This is a genomic window from Actinoplanes sp. CA-030573, assembly GCF_050951115.1.
Classification (GTDB): Bacteria; Actinomycetota; Actinomycetes; order Mycobacteriales; family Micromonosporaceae; genus Actinoplanes.
Genome location: NZ_CP192038.1, coordinates 4,928,132 through 4,943,211, shown reverse-complemented (window position 1 = coordinate 4,943,211; position 15,080 = coordinate 4,928,132). Strand labels below are relative to the sequence as shown.

The window sequence follows — 15,080 nt, the reverse complement described above, 5'->3', positions numbered from 1 at the left end:
CCAGCTCAGGACTCGTCGATCACCGCCGCCATGCGCTCCGCGAGGGCCGGCGACATCTCGACCGCGCTGTCGCGGCTCCAGGCCGTAACCGAGCCGCGCACGAGCGAGCCGACGCGCGGGCTGGTCGCCGCCACCAACCGCAGGAAACGAAGGAACGCCTCCTCCACGCCCGCCTGCTTCTCCGCCAGCACGGCCCAGTCCCGCAGGACTCCCCGCATCCGCTCGAACGTCAAGGGGCTGTCCAGGGTCCTGGCCCAGAGCCCCGCCACCACGGAGCGCGCCTCGGGGAGGTCGCGCGTGAGGAGCAGCAGCAGGGGCCAGACGACATCCTCATCCTGGTCGGCAGCAACGGTCGCCGTGGTGGCGGCCAGGACGGTGAAGGCGAGCTCGCTCCCGGCGCTGCGGCTGCGCCCGCTGCTCCATCGGGCGAGCGCATCGATGACGTCGAGGGCATCGCGGCCGCCGTCCTTGGCGAGCTGAGCCATCGCCGCACCCACCGCGTCGGCCACCACCTCCGGGGCGTCCTCGGTCAGTCCGCCGAGCGCCGACAGGGCGCCGCCCAGGTCGGTGGCGCCGAGACCGGCGCCGTAGGCGAGGGCGGCGGTCGCCCGCGCTTCCGGACTGTTCCGGTCGGCCCGCCAGCCCGCGATGACCGCCGGTATCCGGCCGCCGACGGCGTTGTCGAGGATCGCGAGCCGGAACGCGGTGACCACCGCCTCGCGAAGACGCCGGTCGGTGCCGGTCGCCCAGGGCACGGCGACCGCGTCGACCACGAACTCGAACGACTGTGTCGCGATCATGCCGAGGGCCGTCGCCGCGAACACCCGTACCGGCTCCGACTCGTCCCGCGCCAGGTCGGTCAGCCATTCGAGGAGGGGCACCCGGATGACGTCGTACTCACGCCAGACGTGCCGGATGACCTTCGGAGCGACGCTCGGATCGTCGAACGAGACGAGCTCCACCGGTGCGCGACCGTATCGGGTTCGCACGACCGACACCTCGAGGTGGGCCCGGACGTCCTGGAGGCGCCGGCCACGCGGCGACGAGAACGCCGGCACGCCGGCGGCCCGGGCCGACCCGTCGACGCGCCGGAACAGAGCCACTGCCGCGGCGCTCACCCGGTCGTAGGGCAGGCCGCCCAGCACTGCTATCGCGATGGCCAGGGTTCGCAGGTCGGCATCGGCCAGATCGGCGAACCACGACTGGACCTCGCTCTCCGCCCGGGACTCCCACCGCCGCGCCGCCTCGTCCCGGTCGAACTCACCCCCCGGTTCCGTCGCCCGGTCGATGATCTCCGCCAGCGCCACGGCATCCCGGACGTTCGTGACCGAGGCGAGATGTTCCGTCGCCCACTGCACTCCCTCCTCGGTCGCTGCCGCGCCGAGGTGAGCCCGGAAGACCTCGGGCAGCGGAGCCGGGACGGCGAGATGCACGGTGAACGGTGCCGCCTCGATGCCGGACACATCCTCCCCGGCGACGATGAGCAGCCACGATCCGGCGCTGGTCAGCGCTGCCGCGATCGCGCCGAGAACCGCCTCGTCGATGACCTCACCGGGCGCCAGCCCGTCGAGGAGGTAGCCCGTGCCGGCCGGGCCGTGCCGCAGCCAATCGGCGAGGGCGCCGAGGCCGGCCGGCGCGTCGATCCGCACCAGCTCGCCGGCTCCGACCGCCATCAGCAATGCCAGCGCGGCCGTCGTGGCACCGACACCCGGGTTGGCGGTCATGACCAGAGTGCGCGTCGAACGGAAAGGCTCGACCCACTCCGGCCACCCGGGAGGAGGCACAAAGGTGTCCCGGACCCGTTCCCGCTCGGCTCCCGCCACCGTCACCGGACGAACCGGGCCGGCGGCGAAGACGCGGTCGGTGTAGCGGGCGGTCGCGACGGACACCAGCTTGTCGCCGTGGACGACGTCGCCGGCGAAGACGGTCCGGGCGGCCGGCGTGGCGCCCGGTTCGTCGTCGCGCGGGTAGATCGTGACGGTGACCATGCCGTCGGCCTCGCTCACCGTCGGCTCGCGGAAACCGTCCTCGCGGCACTCGTGCACCGCCCGGTGCAGCCCGGCGCCCTCGCCCTCCACCAGCTTCATCCAGCCCAGGACGTCGGCCAGCCGGAAGTTGCGGCGGCGGGACTCGCTGGTCAGCTCCCCGATCCGGCGGAGCTCGCCGGGCCCGAGGCCGCGGCCGACCCAGGCACCGGGGCTGGACACCTCGACCCGGTCGGTGAACACCCGCACGTGGACGCACTGCTCGTGCTGCTCGTAGTCGCGGTGCACGACGGCGTTGGCGACCACCTCGCGCACGGTGATCATCGGGTACGCGAAGACCGTCCGCGAGCGTGCCGCGCCCTCGACCGGCTCCTCGCCGCGGGTCGCGAGCCGCGCGACGAACTCCTGCGCCTTGACGATCTGCTCGGGCAGTGTGCCGCGGAGGGTGCGACTGTCGATCAATCCGTTCTTGTCCCGTCCCCGGATGTGGGTGCACTGGATGACGGCGGCCGGGAAGACCGCCGCCGGGCGCTCGCCGAACAGCAGCGCTCCGGCCATGGTGAGCCGGCCGTCCCGCATGAGGAGCGCGGCGTGCAGGAAGTCGGTGGCCGACAGTCGCTCGGGCAGGCCGAGCTCCGCGTCCTGCTTCATGTCCCGCCGGAAGGCGGAGAGCCGATCCGGGTGGTACGAGGTGAGCGCCGTCAGCCGGTCGAGAAAGGGCACGACCTCGGGCTCGGTGGCCGCGGCGGCAGCAGCAGCAGCAGGAGTGGCCGGCTCGTCGCGGAGCTCGCGCGCGAGTCGCCGGCGCGCGATCGGAATGACGCCCGACCCGGTCCAGATCCGGAACGGGCGGGGTCCGTCCTCGGCGATCGCGTCGAGATACGAGTGCAGGTCGTCCAGGTCGACCAGGCCGTCGCCGTCCCGATCGTCGGCCCCGCGGCGCAGGGCATCGATGAGCCATCGCGTGTACGTGCTCAGCTGCTGACCGTCCTCGGCGTCCTTGGCCTGGTGCACCGGGGAGGTCGCGGCGAGGATGTACCGGCCCCGCCCGGCGAGCCGCTCGGCGTCCGGCGGCCCCTTGAACGCCCCGCTGTAGCAGCAGTCCAGGATGAGGATCTTCGCTCTCGCACGCGAGCGGTTCAGCACCCGGTTCAGCGCGCTGTCGGGGACCGCCGTCGACTCCATGTACTTCGCCTTGGTGTCCCGCGCGCACAGGAACAACTGGCCGTCCTGGCGGTAGCCGTGCCCGCTGTAATAGAACAGCGCGACGTCGTCCGGCCCGGCGCCGCCGTAGAACTTCTCGGCCTCGTGCAGGATCTTCGACGCCGGGAACTCGAAGAGGCTCTGCACACCGTCCTCGGCGAACAGGCCGGTCTCGGGATCGGTCAGCGCTCGCACGAGGTGGACGCCGTCGGCACGGGGGCCGCGCAGCTCGGTGAAGGCCGCCGGGTCGGCCTCGTACATCGAGTTGCAGACGATGAGAGCCCGGTGCACCTCACGCTCCGTTCGACCGGCGTGACGTCCAGCCTAGATGGTCGGCTCGACCTTGATGACCACCGCCGTCGCGTTGTCGGCGCCGCCGGCCTCCAGGGTGTCCTCGAGCAGGAAGTGGGCGGCTGCGGCCGGGTCGGGGTTCGTGCCGAGCAGCTGGATCAGGCGCTCGTAGCTGAGCTGGTCGGTCACGCCGTCGGTGCACAGCAGGTAGACGTCGCCGGGGTGGAGCGTCACGTTCAGGATGTCGGGCTCGGCGTTCCCGGGGTGGCCGAGGTAGCGGGTCAGCCGGTAGCGGGCCGTGCGCGCGTCCGGCGAGTCGGGCGCGAACCAGCCGTAGAGCAGGCCGAGCCAGGCGACGGTGTGGTCGGTGGTGAGCAGTTCCAGCAGACCATCGCGGAGCCGGTACGCGCGGGAGTCGCCGATCTGGACGATCCAGGCGGCCGCGTGGGCGTCCGCGACCATGGCGGTCATCGTGCAGCCGGTCAGCTCGTCCAGGGTGCGGGCGGCCCGCCGTACCTCCTGCTGTGCCTGGTCGACCGCGACCCGCAGCGCGGCAGGAGAGCACGTCGCCGGCACATCGCGCACGAAGACGTCGACGGCCGTCCGGCCGGCGGCGGCACTCCCGGGACCGTCGCCCATGCCGTCCGCCACCACCGCGAGGAACCGGCCCGGGTCGAGGTGCACGACGTCGTAGTTGTCGCGGTAGCGGTTGCCGACGACGCTGCCGGACGCCGCGGTCAGCCGCCGGCCCGCCGCCGACCACGCGACCTTGTGAATCTCGATCTGCACGGCTTCTTTCTAGCCGATCCGGCACAGCACCGGGCCCCGCTCCTCGTGGGAAGAGAGCGGGGCCCGGCGGTTATGGGGGCGGGTTACGTGGTGCCTCTCCTACGAGAGGGGCGGGTAGGCGTTGGTCATCAGCTGCTGGAACTGGGCCGAGAACCAGGCGCCGGAGATCGGGGCGTTCGGGAGCGCGCCGGTCGGGCTGTTGCCGTTGCGGGCGTTGCCGCCGTAGGTCGGGTCGCACATCTGGTCGAAGCCCTTGCCCTCGTTGTTGGGGATGAGGGAGCTCGAGCCGTCCGACTCGCCCGGGGGCTTGACCCAGACGTAGGCGTCGATGCCGGCGGCCGGGGCCGCCTTCGGGCGCTCGCCGAGGCCGGCGCCGGACTGGTTGCACCAGTTGCCGGCGTGGTACCGGCGGTCGATGCGCGACTCGTTGACGTACGTGTTGACGTCGGTCGACGTGCTGGCCTTGGTCGGCCGGTTCGGGCCGCCCCAGCCGTTACGCGACGTGTCGATCAGCATGCCGATGTTGGAGTTGAAGCCGAGCGAGACCAGCTTCTGCCGGAACGCCTGGGCGAAGGTCAGCTCGTCGCTGTACTGGTTCCAGTCCAGCCACTTGGACTGCCGGATGTTCTGGCCGCCGACGGTGGTGCTCGGCTGGATGTATGGCTCCTGCAGCGCCGAGTAGTTGGCGGTGTTGGTGATGAAGCCGGTGACGTTGTTGACGCTGCCGGAGAGCACGGCGGTCTGGTACATGATGTCGGCGACCGGGCCGAAGTTGGAGTCCCAGCCGATCCAGCCGTGGTGCGCCGCGTCCACGTAGTTGTAGACGTTGCCGATCGCGCCGAACTTGCTCAACGCGTACGCGATGCCCTGCTGGTATCCGCCGTTGGCCTTCATCGTGTCGCACATCGCCGTGGCGCCGGCCTGGCCGCCCGTGTTGGTGACGATGTTCGGCAGCGAGTCGATCTCGACGACGTTGATGATCCGCAGGTTCTGGTACTTGGCGTCCCGCTCGATCGCGGCGATCGGGTCGATGTACTCCGACTTGTACCGCGGCAGGTCGTTCGGCCCGAGCTCACCGTTGGAGGCGAGCGCCGAGCAGTCGCGGCCCGGCAGGTCGTAGATCACGAACTGGATGTAGCCGGCACCCTGGGCGAGAGCGGCGTCCAGGTGCGCCCGTACGCCCATCGCGCCGTTGGAGCTGCTGTCGGTCGTGCCGTTGATGGCCGCGATCCGGTCCAGCCAGACGGCGGTCGGGTTGTTCGACACCCGGCTGCCACCGGGCTCGGCGTCGGCCTTGGCCTTCCACTCCGGGTTGACGTAGCCCTTGACCCCCGCGTACGGGTTGTCGACCTTCGGGCCCGGGTTGCCGGTCGGTCCGGTGGTCGGGCCGGACGTGGGACCGGAGGTGGGGCCGGACGTCGGTCCGGAGGTCGGTCCGGACGTCGGGCCCGAGGTGGGGCCGGAGGTCGGGCCGGTGGTCGGCACGCTGCCGGTGCAGGCGGTGCCGTTGAGCTTGAACGACGCCGGGGCGTTGTTCGTGCCCGAGTAGTTGGCGTTGAAGCCGAAGTTGACGCTGGCGTTCGAGCCGATCGACGTCGACCAGGAGGGGTTCGTGGCCGTGACGTTCGCACCGGACTGGCTGATCGTCGCGCTCCAGCCCTGGGTGACCGTCTGGTTGCCCGGGAACGTCCAGGTCACGTTCCAGCCGCCGGAGATCGGGTCACCGAGGTTCGTGACGGTCAGATTCGCGGTGAACCCGGTGTTCCACTGGTTCACCGAGTAGTTGACCCGGCAGCCGGCGGCGGCGCTGGCGCTGGTCGCGGCAAAGATGCCGAGCCCGGCGACCATCGTTGCCGCTGCAGCCGCGGTCAGTCCGCGGATGAGGACAGGTCTCATGTGGTGGCTCCTCGAGACATGCGAGTGGCGCAATCCCTCACGCCAGGGGGGATCGACCGGTTTCGCGTATCGAGGGGCATCGCTCCCCGGCCGTTCGCACAGCATGACATGGGAGCGCTCCCACCGCAATCACCCAGATACTCCCCGGAAACATTTGTTCCACCTCCGGGCCCAGAGGCGGTCGCCCTGGCGGGCATGGGGTAAAACGGGCGCATGCGGGTTTTCGAGCTGACCGAGGCGTTGTCCGAGGTCCCCGGGGTCGAGGTGAGTGTCCGGCGGGGCGCTCTGCACATCCACGTGCCCGCGCTGGGCGACACGGCGACGCTCGACCCCGACGACGTGACCGACGTGGCCGACGTCTTCGTGCCGACCCAGGAGCCGGCCGTCCAGCTCGACATCCGCCGCGGCCGCGCGATCCTCCCGCTGATCGTCACCACCGCCGACCTGGTCTTCACCCCCGCCTACGCCGACGACCTGATCGCCGAGGGCGCCGAGGTGCTGGTGCCGGCGATGCCCTCGATGATCGCCTACTCGGAGATGCACCGCGACGTGCGCGCGCTGGGCAAGGCGATCGACGAGGAGGGCCTCGACCCGCGGATGCTCACGGCCACGCTGATCGCGCACCGCTGCTTCCTGCGCGGCGCGATCCGGGTGGGCCTGTGGCCGGTGCGGGTGGCGGCCTGGTGGGAGTACTCGAACGCGCGCGTGGCGGGCTCGCTGACGATGCCGCCCTTCCGCGCCGACGAGGAGTGGGACGACCTGCTGGCCGACGTGGCCGAGGCGCGCAAGCAGACCATCTAGGGCCGGAAATCCGGCGGCTCATGCGTGGTAGGTCAGGGACAGCACATCCGCACGGCGCTGCCCGAGATACCAGACGGCGTTCTCCGCGAGGTCGATCCGGTGGCGCAGCAGGCCCGGCGCTCCGGCCGGAAGCTCGGCCAGCACCTCGCCGCGCGGCGAGACCAGCATCGTGGGGCAGTGCTGATCCGGATGGGCGACGTTGGCGGCGGCCAGGAAGCGCTGGTTCTCGGCGGCCCGGCTGACCAGATGGCTGCGCCAGACGCCCGGCGTCTCCCGCACGTTGGCGGCGTGGGTGAGGTAGACGAAGATCTGCGCGCCGGCCGCCGCCAGATGCTGCCATTGCTCCGGAAAGCGAATCTCCCGGCACAGCTGGATGCCGGCGGTGACCGCGTCGCCGGCCAACGGGACCAGGGGCAGCGCGGAGCCGGCCACCAGACGCCCCCGCTCGTTCATGGCCAGGTTGATCTTCCGATAGACGGCCCGGCCCCCATCGGGCGCGAACAACAGGCCCGCATTGCACCAGCCCGCCCCGGCCGGGAACAGGGACCCGCAGAAGATGTGCACGGCCCGGTCGACGGCCAGTTTCGCCACGTCGTCGGCGGCCGCGAGCACGGCCGCCGGCGAGAGGTCGTCCAGCGGGGCGAGGTCGTCGCCGTAGCCGGACAGCATGCCCTCGGGCATGACGACCACGTCACCGGCGGCCGCTTCGGCGACGACCGCGTGGACGGTGGCGAGGTTGGCGGCGACATCCCAGACGACGGGGACCTGGGCGATCATGAGGCTCATGTGCATCCGGCCATCTTGTCGGATCGGCGCACACCCTCCGGGATGCGCATTGCGGGATGGGCCGCGCGCTACGGGGTCAGTCATCCCCCGGCGCCGCATCGAGCCGCCGGGCTCGTCAGTCGTCAGCGTGGCCGGCCTTGTCGGCGCCGTCGCTGCGGTCATGGGCCGACACCGTAGGCTCCTCGACGCCGTCCCTGCGGTCAGAGGCCGGCGCCGCGGGCTCGGGGATGCCGGTCAGCGTGCGGACCGCCGGCGTCAGCAGGCACGCGGTGGCGCCCAGCGAAACGACGGCAGCCGCGCCGATCACCGCCCGCGGGCCGAGGGCGGCCGCCGCCAGGCCACCGGCCAGGGCACCGACCGTGGTGGCGCCGTAGGAGATGGTCTTGACCACGGCGTTGACCCGGCCGAGCAGGGGCGGCGGGGTGACGGCCTGGCGAACCGCGATCGAGTGCAGGTTGAAGAGTCCGGAGCCAAGTCCGGCGAGCGCGGATCCGGCCACCACCAGCGGAAGTCCGGCCGAGACCGCGACAAGAGCGACGCCGAGGGCCCCGAGCAGCGAGGCGATGACGAGGACGCGCCCGGTCCCGAACCGGCGGGCAGCGCCCGGGCTGACCAGCGCACCGCTCAGGAAGCCGAAGCCGGTGGCGGCCACCGCGAAGCCCACGGCGGCCGCGCCCCGCTCCAGCGTGCGAACGACGAACAACAGCAGCGCCGTCTGGAAGGCCTGCGCCGCGAGGTTGTTGACGGCCAGGTAGGAGGTGAGCGGCCGGACGTAACCGTCAGCCCAGAGCCAGGTCCAGCCCGCGGCGAGCTCACGCGCCGCCTGTGGACGACGGCGGAAACCCGAACCCCCCGACGGCCATCGATTGACAGCCGTAAACAGCGCACCCACCGCGAACGAGACGGCGTCGATAGCGACCACCGCCGCCGCCCCCAGCGCGGCGACCAATGCGCCACCCACCGCCGGCCCGATCAGCGACACCGCCGCGTGCGACGACTCCACCGCCCGGTTCGCGGCCGGCAGCGACGACCGGGAGTCCACGAGCTCCGGCAGCACCGAGAGGTACGCCACCTCGTACGCGACCGTGCCCACGCCGATCAGGAAGACCAGCGCGACCAGGCCGCTCACCGGAAGGGCCGCCCCGGCCAGCGCGATCGCCAGCACCAGCGGGGCCCGCGCCAGATCGGCGGTCAGCAGCAGGCGCCGGCGGGAGACGCGGTCGGCCAGCAGCCCGACGGGGACGGCCAGGAGCAGGAACGGCAGCGTCTGCGCGGCCCGCAGGACGCCCACCTCCGCGTCCGAAGCGTGCAACGTCTCGATCGCCAGCAGCGGCAGGGCGACCGCGGACAGCGCTCCCCCGGCCGCGCTTATCGTGTCGCCCGTCCAGAACAGGCGGAACCGGCGAGGAGCCACCCGCACAGACAAGCAGAGCGGGGCCGATGTCTCGACCCCGCTCCGCGCGCCGGAGGGTGATCAGTTCCCCGAGGAGTACAACTGAGCGATCTCGTCGGCCGAGAGCGCCCGGTCGTACAGGTGCACCTGGTCGACCGTGCCGTCCAGGTAGTCCACCGGGTTGCCGCCGTACTTGCCGCGGCCGATCACGGTGTTGCCGGTCGGCGCGGCCTGCGGCATGCAGGCACTGGCGGTGCCGGCGAGCCGGCCGTCGACGTACAGCCGCAGCTCGCCCTTGACCGTGTCGCGGACGCCGACCAGGTGGTACCACCTGCCGGTCTCGGGCTTGAACGACGCCAGCGCGCGCACCCCGGCGAAGCTCATCGCGAAGCGCTGGTCGGCGCCGGAGTACTGCAGGAAGAAGTCGCTGTTGGACGCGCCGTCCTGGGAGACGACCGTCTGGAACGCGCCGTCCGCCTTGTCGAGCTTGACCCAGGCCGCCGCGGAGTAGTCGGACGCCGTGTTCAGCACCGGCTTGCCCGCGTCGAGGTAGCCGCCGTTGAGGTCGACACCCTGTCCGTTATGCCCGTCCACGAAAGCGGGGGCCGGAGAACCGGCCGGGGTCAGCGAACCGTAGGAGCCGTCGAGCGGCCAGAACGCGATCCCGGTCAGGCCCGGCGTGCCGGGCGGCGGCTGCGGCACGTTGGCGCCCGACCCGTCCGCCGATTTGATGATCTTCTGGTTGATCCGGCGGACCTGCGCGAGGTCCATCTTGGTCTTCTGCCGGTCGTACGTGAAGAAGCCGTTGAGCTCCGCCTCGACGTCGGTGATCTGGGTGTAGATCGCCGCGCTGATCCCGCAGTACTTGGCCGAGGTGATCACGGCTTCCTGGTTGGCCACGTACTTCGAGGTCAACGTGGCCGAGTCGGGCTCCATCTCGTACGCCTGGCCGTCGCCGAACCACATGTGGTTGGACGTCTTGAGGCCGAAGCCGCCGTGCTCGCCGTCGATCGCCACCCGGGTGCCGGACGGCGCCGGGGTGGCCGGGCCGAGGTACTGGTGGAAGTCGATGACGTCGCCGGCGCCGGAGTCACCGTGCGAGTTGCAGCAGTTGACGCCGGAGTGCGCGTTGACCAGCCGAGACGGGTCCTGCGCCTGGACGTCGGTGGCGATCCGCCCGGTGTCCTGTCTGCTCCACTCGCCCCAGCCCTCGTTGAACGGCACCCAGGCGACGATCGACGTCCAGGAGCTGTGCTCGCGGACCATCTCGTGCAGCTCGGCCTCGAACTGGGCCCGCCACTCGGCCGGGATCGGCCCGGTGTTGGCGGCCGGCATGTCCTGCCAGACCAGCAGGCCGAGCTTGTCGGCCCAGTAGTACCAGCGGTCGGGCTCGACCTTGATGTGCTTGCGGACCGCGTTGAAGCCCATCCGCTTGTCCTGCTCGAGGTCCCACCGCAGCGCGGAGTCGGTCGGCGCGGTGTAGAGGCCGTCCGGCCAGAACCCCTGGTCGAGGTTGGCCATGTTGAACAGGATCTTGCCGTTCAACGTGATCCGCAGCTTGCCGTCGGCCCCGGGCGCCGTGCCGATCTCGCGCATCCCGAAGTACGACCCGACCGAGTCGACCGTCTTGCCCCGGTCGACCAGCGAAACCGACAAGTCGTACAAATATGGGTTGTCCGGCGACCACAGCTTGGCGTGCGGCATCGGCAGCGTGAGATCGGTGCCCACGGCGCCGGTGACCGAGCCACCACCCTTGGCCGAGGCCTTGACGGTGAGGCCGGCAGCGCCGTCGGCGGCCACCGAAAGGTGCAGCACGCCCTCGCTGACGGACGGCGTCAGCTTCAAGCCGGTGATGTTCGCGGCCGGCGTCGGCTCCATCCAGACCGTACGCCAGATGCCCGAGCTGCCCTGGTAGAAGATGCCGTGGTCGCTGGTCCGGCGCTGCTTGCCGATCGGCTGGCCGGTGGCGTCGGTGAGGTCCTCGGCCCAGACGATCAGCTCCTGCGGCCCGCTCGCGGTCAGCGCGCCGGTGACGTCCACGTCGAAGCCGTCGTACCCGCCGCGGTGCGTGGCCACCTGGGTGCCGTTGACGAAGACCTTGGCGTCGTAGTCGACCGCGCCGAAGTGCAGCTGCAGCCGGTTGCCGCTGCCGACCTTCCAGCTCGGGGGCACGGTGAAGGTCCGGCGGTACCACATCCGGTCCTCGTGCCGCTGGATGCCGGAAAGAGCGCTTTCGATGGGGTACGGGACGAGCACCCGCTCGCCGAGGCTCCGGCCGGCCGGGACGGGCTCGTTCACCGCCGCCTTGGCGAACTCCCAGACGCCGTTGAGGTTCTGCCACCGGGAGCGGGTCAGTTGCGGCCGGGGGTATTCCGGGAGCGCGTTGTCCGGCCCGACCTGGTCGGTCCAGGCGGTGGCGAGCGGCGGGATGCCCTTGTGCCAGGCGGGATCGGCGGCCGCGGCGACCGCCCCGGTCAGCGCCGGCGCGGCAAGGGCCGGGGCGGTCCGGGCCGGGGTCCGGCCGTGGCGGTCATCGGCGGAGGCGGAGGAGGCGACGCTGAGCAGGAGTGCCGTTGCGGACCCGGCGGCGAGCAGCCAGCGGCTCCGGACATGTTTTTTCACGCGCGAAAAGTCCCTTCGGAGCGGAAGAGTGCGCTCGTGTTTCGCCATGAGCCAACACAGTTCAACAAGATGTTTCAGCAAACGTCAAGGTTTCAAGCAGATCTATGTACGGCGGGGCAACGTTGCAACTTGTTTGCGACCGGCGCCACGTGGGCCGTCTCTCAAGGGCACGGCGGGGGTGCCGACTCATAGGGCCATGAGCGTCAGCAGCGGAGTGCGGCCGATGGGCGCCGTCCTGGGCACGTCGGTGGCGCACGAGCCGACCGGCGACCCGCAGGACGCGCTGCTCGCCGCCCTCGTCGCGTTCATGACCAAGGACACCCCGTCCGTCCAGCACGTCCTCGACCTGGCCGTTCCCTACCTCACCGCGGCCGGCGCGCTGACCGGCGCCGTCGTGTTCGAGCTCGACTACGAGACCGGCCTGTTCAACGAGATGGCCCGGTTCGGCGCGCCCGGCGCCCGGGAGCAGATCCTCGCCGGCAAGGTGCTGCGGGCCGCGGCCGGGGCGAAACCGCTCGTGGACGGCGAGCGGATGGCCGTACGGCTGCGGATCGGCGGCCAGACCGTCGGCGTCCTGCTGCTCACCGGCACCGAGCTCGACCGCCTGCGCCCGGAGACCCTCTCCCCGCTCGCCCTGCACTTCGCCACCACGCTGCAGGCGCTCGCCGCCGAGAAGCAGCGGCAGTTCCTGGCCCACGTGCAGGCGATCATCCTGCGCCTGTTCGAGCGGGGCATGGAGGCGGCCACGGTCGAGGAGGCCGGCCGCATCCTGGTCTCGTCGGCGGCCGAGGGCTTCCGCACCGAGTACGGCGCGCTCTGCCTCGTCGACGCCGGCGGCCGGATCCGGTACGTGCACAGCGTCGGCCTGGCCGACGGCGACGCGCGGTTCGCCCACCTGATCGACAAGCCGGTCACCGAGTCGCCGGTGTGGCGGGCCGTCGCCGAGGGCAAGCCCGCCCTGGTCGGCGACGCGAGCCAGGCGGCCGCGGCCACCGGCGGCTTCGTCCGCACGATGGGGCTCAGGTCGTACATAGCGATCCCGATGATGTCCGCGCAGGGCCCGGTCGGCATGATCGTGTGCGGGGACGCGGCCGGCACCCGCGAGTGGACCAGCCGCGACCGCGCCCTGGCCGAGCAGCTGTCGGTCGAGGGCGGCCTGATCGTGGACAGCGCCGGGATGCGGCAGGCCGCCCAGGCGCACGTCGCCCAGCTCTCCCACCAGGCTTACCACGACCCGCTGACCGGGCTGCCCAACCGCTCGTTCCTGCTCGACCGCGCATCGCAGGCGGTGACGCGGGCGGCCGCGAACGGCACCCGGGCCGCGCTGATGCTGCTCGACCTCAACGGCTTCAAGGAGGTCAACGACACCGCCGGGCACCACGCCGGCGATGTGCTGCTGCAGCAGGTCGCCGGCCGGCTGCTCGGCGCCGTCCGCGACGACGACGTGGTCTCCCGGCTCGGCGGCGACGAGTTCGCGATCCTGCTGACCCGCGACCCGGACGAGCAGGTCGCCGCCGCGGTGGCGGGCCGGATCGTGGACCGGCTGCGCGAGCCGTTCACGATCGACGACCGGGAGGTGCGGATCGGCGGCAGCGTCGGGATCGCGTTGTTCCCGGACGACGCCGGCGACTACGACGCGCTGATGCGCGGCGCGGACGCGGCCATGTACGAGGCGAAGCGCGACACCAAGACGCTCGGCGGCGGCGCCCGGCGCGCCCACCGCGAGGCCGGGCGGGAGATCGAGCGCGAGATCGAGCGCGAGGCCCACCGCGCCGCGTAGCCTCATCCGGCGCTAGGAACTGCGCACGGCGCCCTGGTCCTCGCGGCGGCCCGGGCGGCGGTCCTGGTGGCGGTCCGGGCCGTGGTCCTCGTGGCGGTCCGGGCGGCGGTTGTCGTCGTGGTCTCCGTGGCGGGAGGAGAGCACGTCGGCGATGCCGGCGATCAGGGCGATGCCGACGAAGGCGATGATCACCCAGAGCGAGGTGCGGAACGCCGCCTGCCAGTCGCCGCCGTTGCCGGCCAGCCGGTTGAAGAACACCGAGCCGACGGCGGCGATGCCGACCGCGGTGCCGATCCGCTGGCCGGTCTGCAGCACGGCGGCGGCGCTGCCGGCCCGGCGCACCGGCACCTCGGAGAGGGTGATCGTCTGGTTCGGGGCGATGACCAGGCCGCTGCCCAGGCCGGCGACCAGCAACGGAACCGCCGTCGCCCAGCCGGCGTGGCGACCGGGCCAGAGGTCCAGCGCGAGCAGCGCGCCGGCCAGGCCGACGATCACCAGGATCAGGCCGGCGACGACCAGCGGGCGGCCGTACCGGTTGACCGCGCGGCCGCCGAGCGCCGACGCGACGGCCGAGCCCAGCGCGAACGGGGTGATGGCCAGGCCGGCCTCGAGCGCGGTGTAGTGCAGGCCGCTCTGCAGTGTCAGCGTGTAGGTGAAGAAGATGGCGGTGAACCCACCGAAGTAGAGCAGGCCGAGGAGCGAGCCCAGGGCGTACGACCGCACCTTGAAGAGCGCGAGGTCGACGACCGACGTGTCGTGCCGCGCGTAGCGGCGCTCCCAGAGCAGGAACCCGGCCAGCACCAGCAACGCGGCCGGAACCAGCAGCCACTTGGCCGGGCCGTGCCACTCGCGCTCCTGCACCAGCGGCAGGAGCAGCAGCAGGACGCCGATGCCGAGCAGCACCACGCCGACCGGGTCGAGGCTCTCCCGCTCGCGCTTCTCCCGCGGCCGGGCCGGGATCCAGCGGTAGCCGAGGACGATCGCGACCAGCCCGATCGGCACGTTGATGTAGAAGATCCAGCGCCAGCCCTCGGAGGTGCCGAAGATCTGGATGAGCAGGCCGCCGAGCAGCGGGCCGACCGCGGTCGAGATGCCGATGGTGGCGCCCAGCAGGCCGAACGGGCGGCCGCGCTCGGCCGGCTTGAACAGCTGCTGGATGAGGCCGGAGACCTGCGGGTTGACCACGCCGGCCGCGGCGCCCTGCACCAGCCGGGCGATCACCAGCCACAGCGGACCGGTGGCCAGGCCGGCGGCGGCGCTGGCCAGGGTGAAGACGGCCAGGCCGAGGATGAAGACGTTGCGGCGGCCGCGGGCGTCGCCGTACCGGCCGGCCGGGACCAGCAGCAGGCCGAACGTGAGCGCGTAGCCGGAGAGCACCCACTGCAGCTCGCCCGAGCTCAGGTGCAGGTCACTGCGGATCGAGGGCAGCGCGACGTTGACGATGCTGACGTCGAGCAGGGTCATGAACCCGGCGACGAGGGCGACGGTCATCGCCTTCCAGCGGTTGACCTGCGGGGTTTCGGCACTCACCGCA

General features: G+C 71.9%; 9 protein-coding genes. 2 read left to right on the top strand and 7 right to left on the bottom strand.

The genetic code is table 11. The features are described 5' to 3' along the window. Positions 1 to 5: 5 nt before the first annotated feature. The 3 genes from ACQP2F_RS22910 to ACQP2F_RS22900 all read right to left on the bottom strand — a co-directional run bounded on the left by ACQP2F_RS22910 (position 6) and on the right by ACQP2F_RS22900 (position 6,164). Entirely contained in the window at positions 6 to 3,479 is a 3,474-nt protein-coding gene (locus ACQP2F_RS22910; RefSeq protein ID WP_433307213.1) for a caspase, EACC1-associated type, read from the bottom strand. Between the two features lie 33 nt (positions 3,480 to 3,512). Continuing rightward, positions 3,513 to 4,268: a PP2C family protein-serine/threonine phosphatase gene (locus ACQP2F_RS22905; RefSeq protein WP_433307212.1), complete on the bottom strand. Its 756-nt coding sequence runs from the start codon at positions 4,266 to 4,268 to the stop codon at positions 3,513 to 3,515. 99 nt (positions 4,269 to 4,367) lie between these two features. Further along, positions 4,368 to 6,164 (bottom strand): glycoside hydrolase family 6 protein, encoded by a 1,797-nt coding sequence (locus tag ACQP2F_RS22900; protein ID WP_433307210.1) that lies wholly within the window; start codon positions 6,162 to 6,164, stop codon positions 4,368 to 4,370. A 213-nt stretch (positions 6,165 to 6,377) separates the two neighbouring features. Between ACQP2F_RS22900 and ACQP2F_RS22895 the strand changes: the two genes are divergently transcribed. Then, positions 6,378 to 6,965, top strand: a complete 588-nt coding sequence (locus ACQP2F_RS22895; protein ID WP_433307208.1) for a hypothetical protein — start codon at positions 6,378 to 6,380, stop codon at positions 6,963 to 6,965. A gap of 18 nt (positions 6,966 to 6,983) precedes the next feature. Here the strand turns inward: ACQP2F_RS22895 and ACQP2F_RS22890 are convergent, their stop codons facing one another. From ACQP2F_RS22890 to ACQP2F_RS22880, 3 genes are all read right to left on the bottom strand, one after another. Next, positions 6,984 to 7,757, bottom strand: a complete 774-nt coding sequence (locus ACQP2F_RS22890; protein WP_433307206.1) for a carbon-nitrogen hydrolase family protein — start codon at positions 7,755 to 7,757, stop codon at positions 6,984 to 6,986. Between the two features lie 109 nt (positions 7,758 to 7,866). Continuing rightward, positions 7,867 to 9,165 carry an MFS transporter gene (locus ACQP2F_RS22885; protein ID WP_433307204.1) on the bottom strand — a complete coding sequence of 433 codons (1,299 nt, stop codon included), beginning with the start codon at positions 9,163 to 9,165 and terminating at the stop codon, positions 7,867 to 7,869. 60 nt (positions 9,166 to 9,225) lie between these two features. After that, the gene (locus ACQP2F_RS22880; protein WP_433307202.1) at positions 9,226 to 11,766 is read right to left on the bottom strand and encodes a LamG-like jellyroll fold domain-containing protein; all 2,541 of its coding nucleotides are present in this window, start codon (positions 11,764 to 11,766) and stop codon (positions 9,226 to 9,228) included. A 196-nt stretch (positions 11,767 to 11,962) separates the two neighbouring features. Here ACQP2F_RS22880 and ACQP2F_RS22875 point away from each other — a divergent pair, with 196 nt between their 5' ends. Then, complete coding sequence (locus ACQP2F_RS22875; RefSeq protein ID WP_433307200.1) at positions 11,963 to 13,546, top strand: diguanylate cyclase domain-containing protein; 1,584 nt, start codon at positions 11,963 to 11,965, stop codon at positions 13,544 to 13,546. Between the two features lie 12 nt (positions 13,547 to 13,558). Here the strand turns inward: ACQP2F_RS22875 and ACQP2F_RS22870 are convergent, their stop codons facing one another. Then, positions 13,559 to 15,037, bottom strand: a complete 1,479-nt coding sequence (locus ACQP2F_RS22870; protein ID WP_433307585.1) for an MFS transporter — start codon at positions 15,035 to 15,037, stop codon at positions 13,559 to 13,561. Positions 15,038 to 15,080 lie beyond the last annotated feature (43 nt).

Excerpts from the sequence above, each read along its gene's own strand:
- ACQP2F_RS22900 (WP_433307210.1), bottom strand. The coding sequence starts at position 6,164 with ATGAGACCTGTCCTCATCCGCGGACTGACCGCGGCTGCAGCGGCAACG.
- ACQP2F_RS22895 (WP_433307208.1), top strand. The coding sequence starts at position 6,378 with ATGCGGGTTTTCGAGCTGACCGAGGCGTTGTCCGAGGTCCCCGGGGTC.
- ACQP2F_RS22890 (WP_433307206.1), bottom strand. The coding sequence starts at position 7,757 with ATGCACATGAGCCTCATGATCGCCCAGGTCCCCGTCGTCTGGGATGTC.
- ACQP2F_RS22875 (WP_433307200.1), top strand. The coding sequence starts at position 11,963 with ATGAGCGTCAGCAGCGGAGTGCGGCCGATGGGCGCCGTCCTGGGCACG.
- ACQP2F_RS22870 (WP_433307585.1), bottom strand. The coding sequence starts at position 15,037 with ATGACCGTCGCCCTCGTCGCCGGGTTCATGACCCTGCTCGACGTCAGC.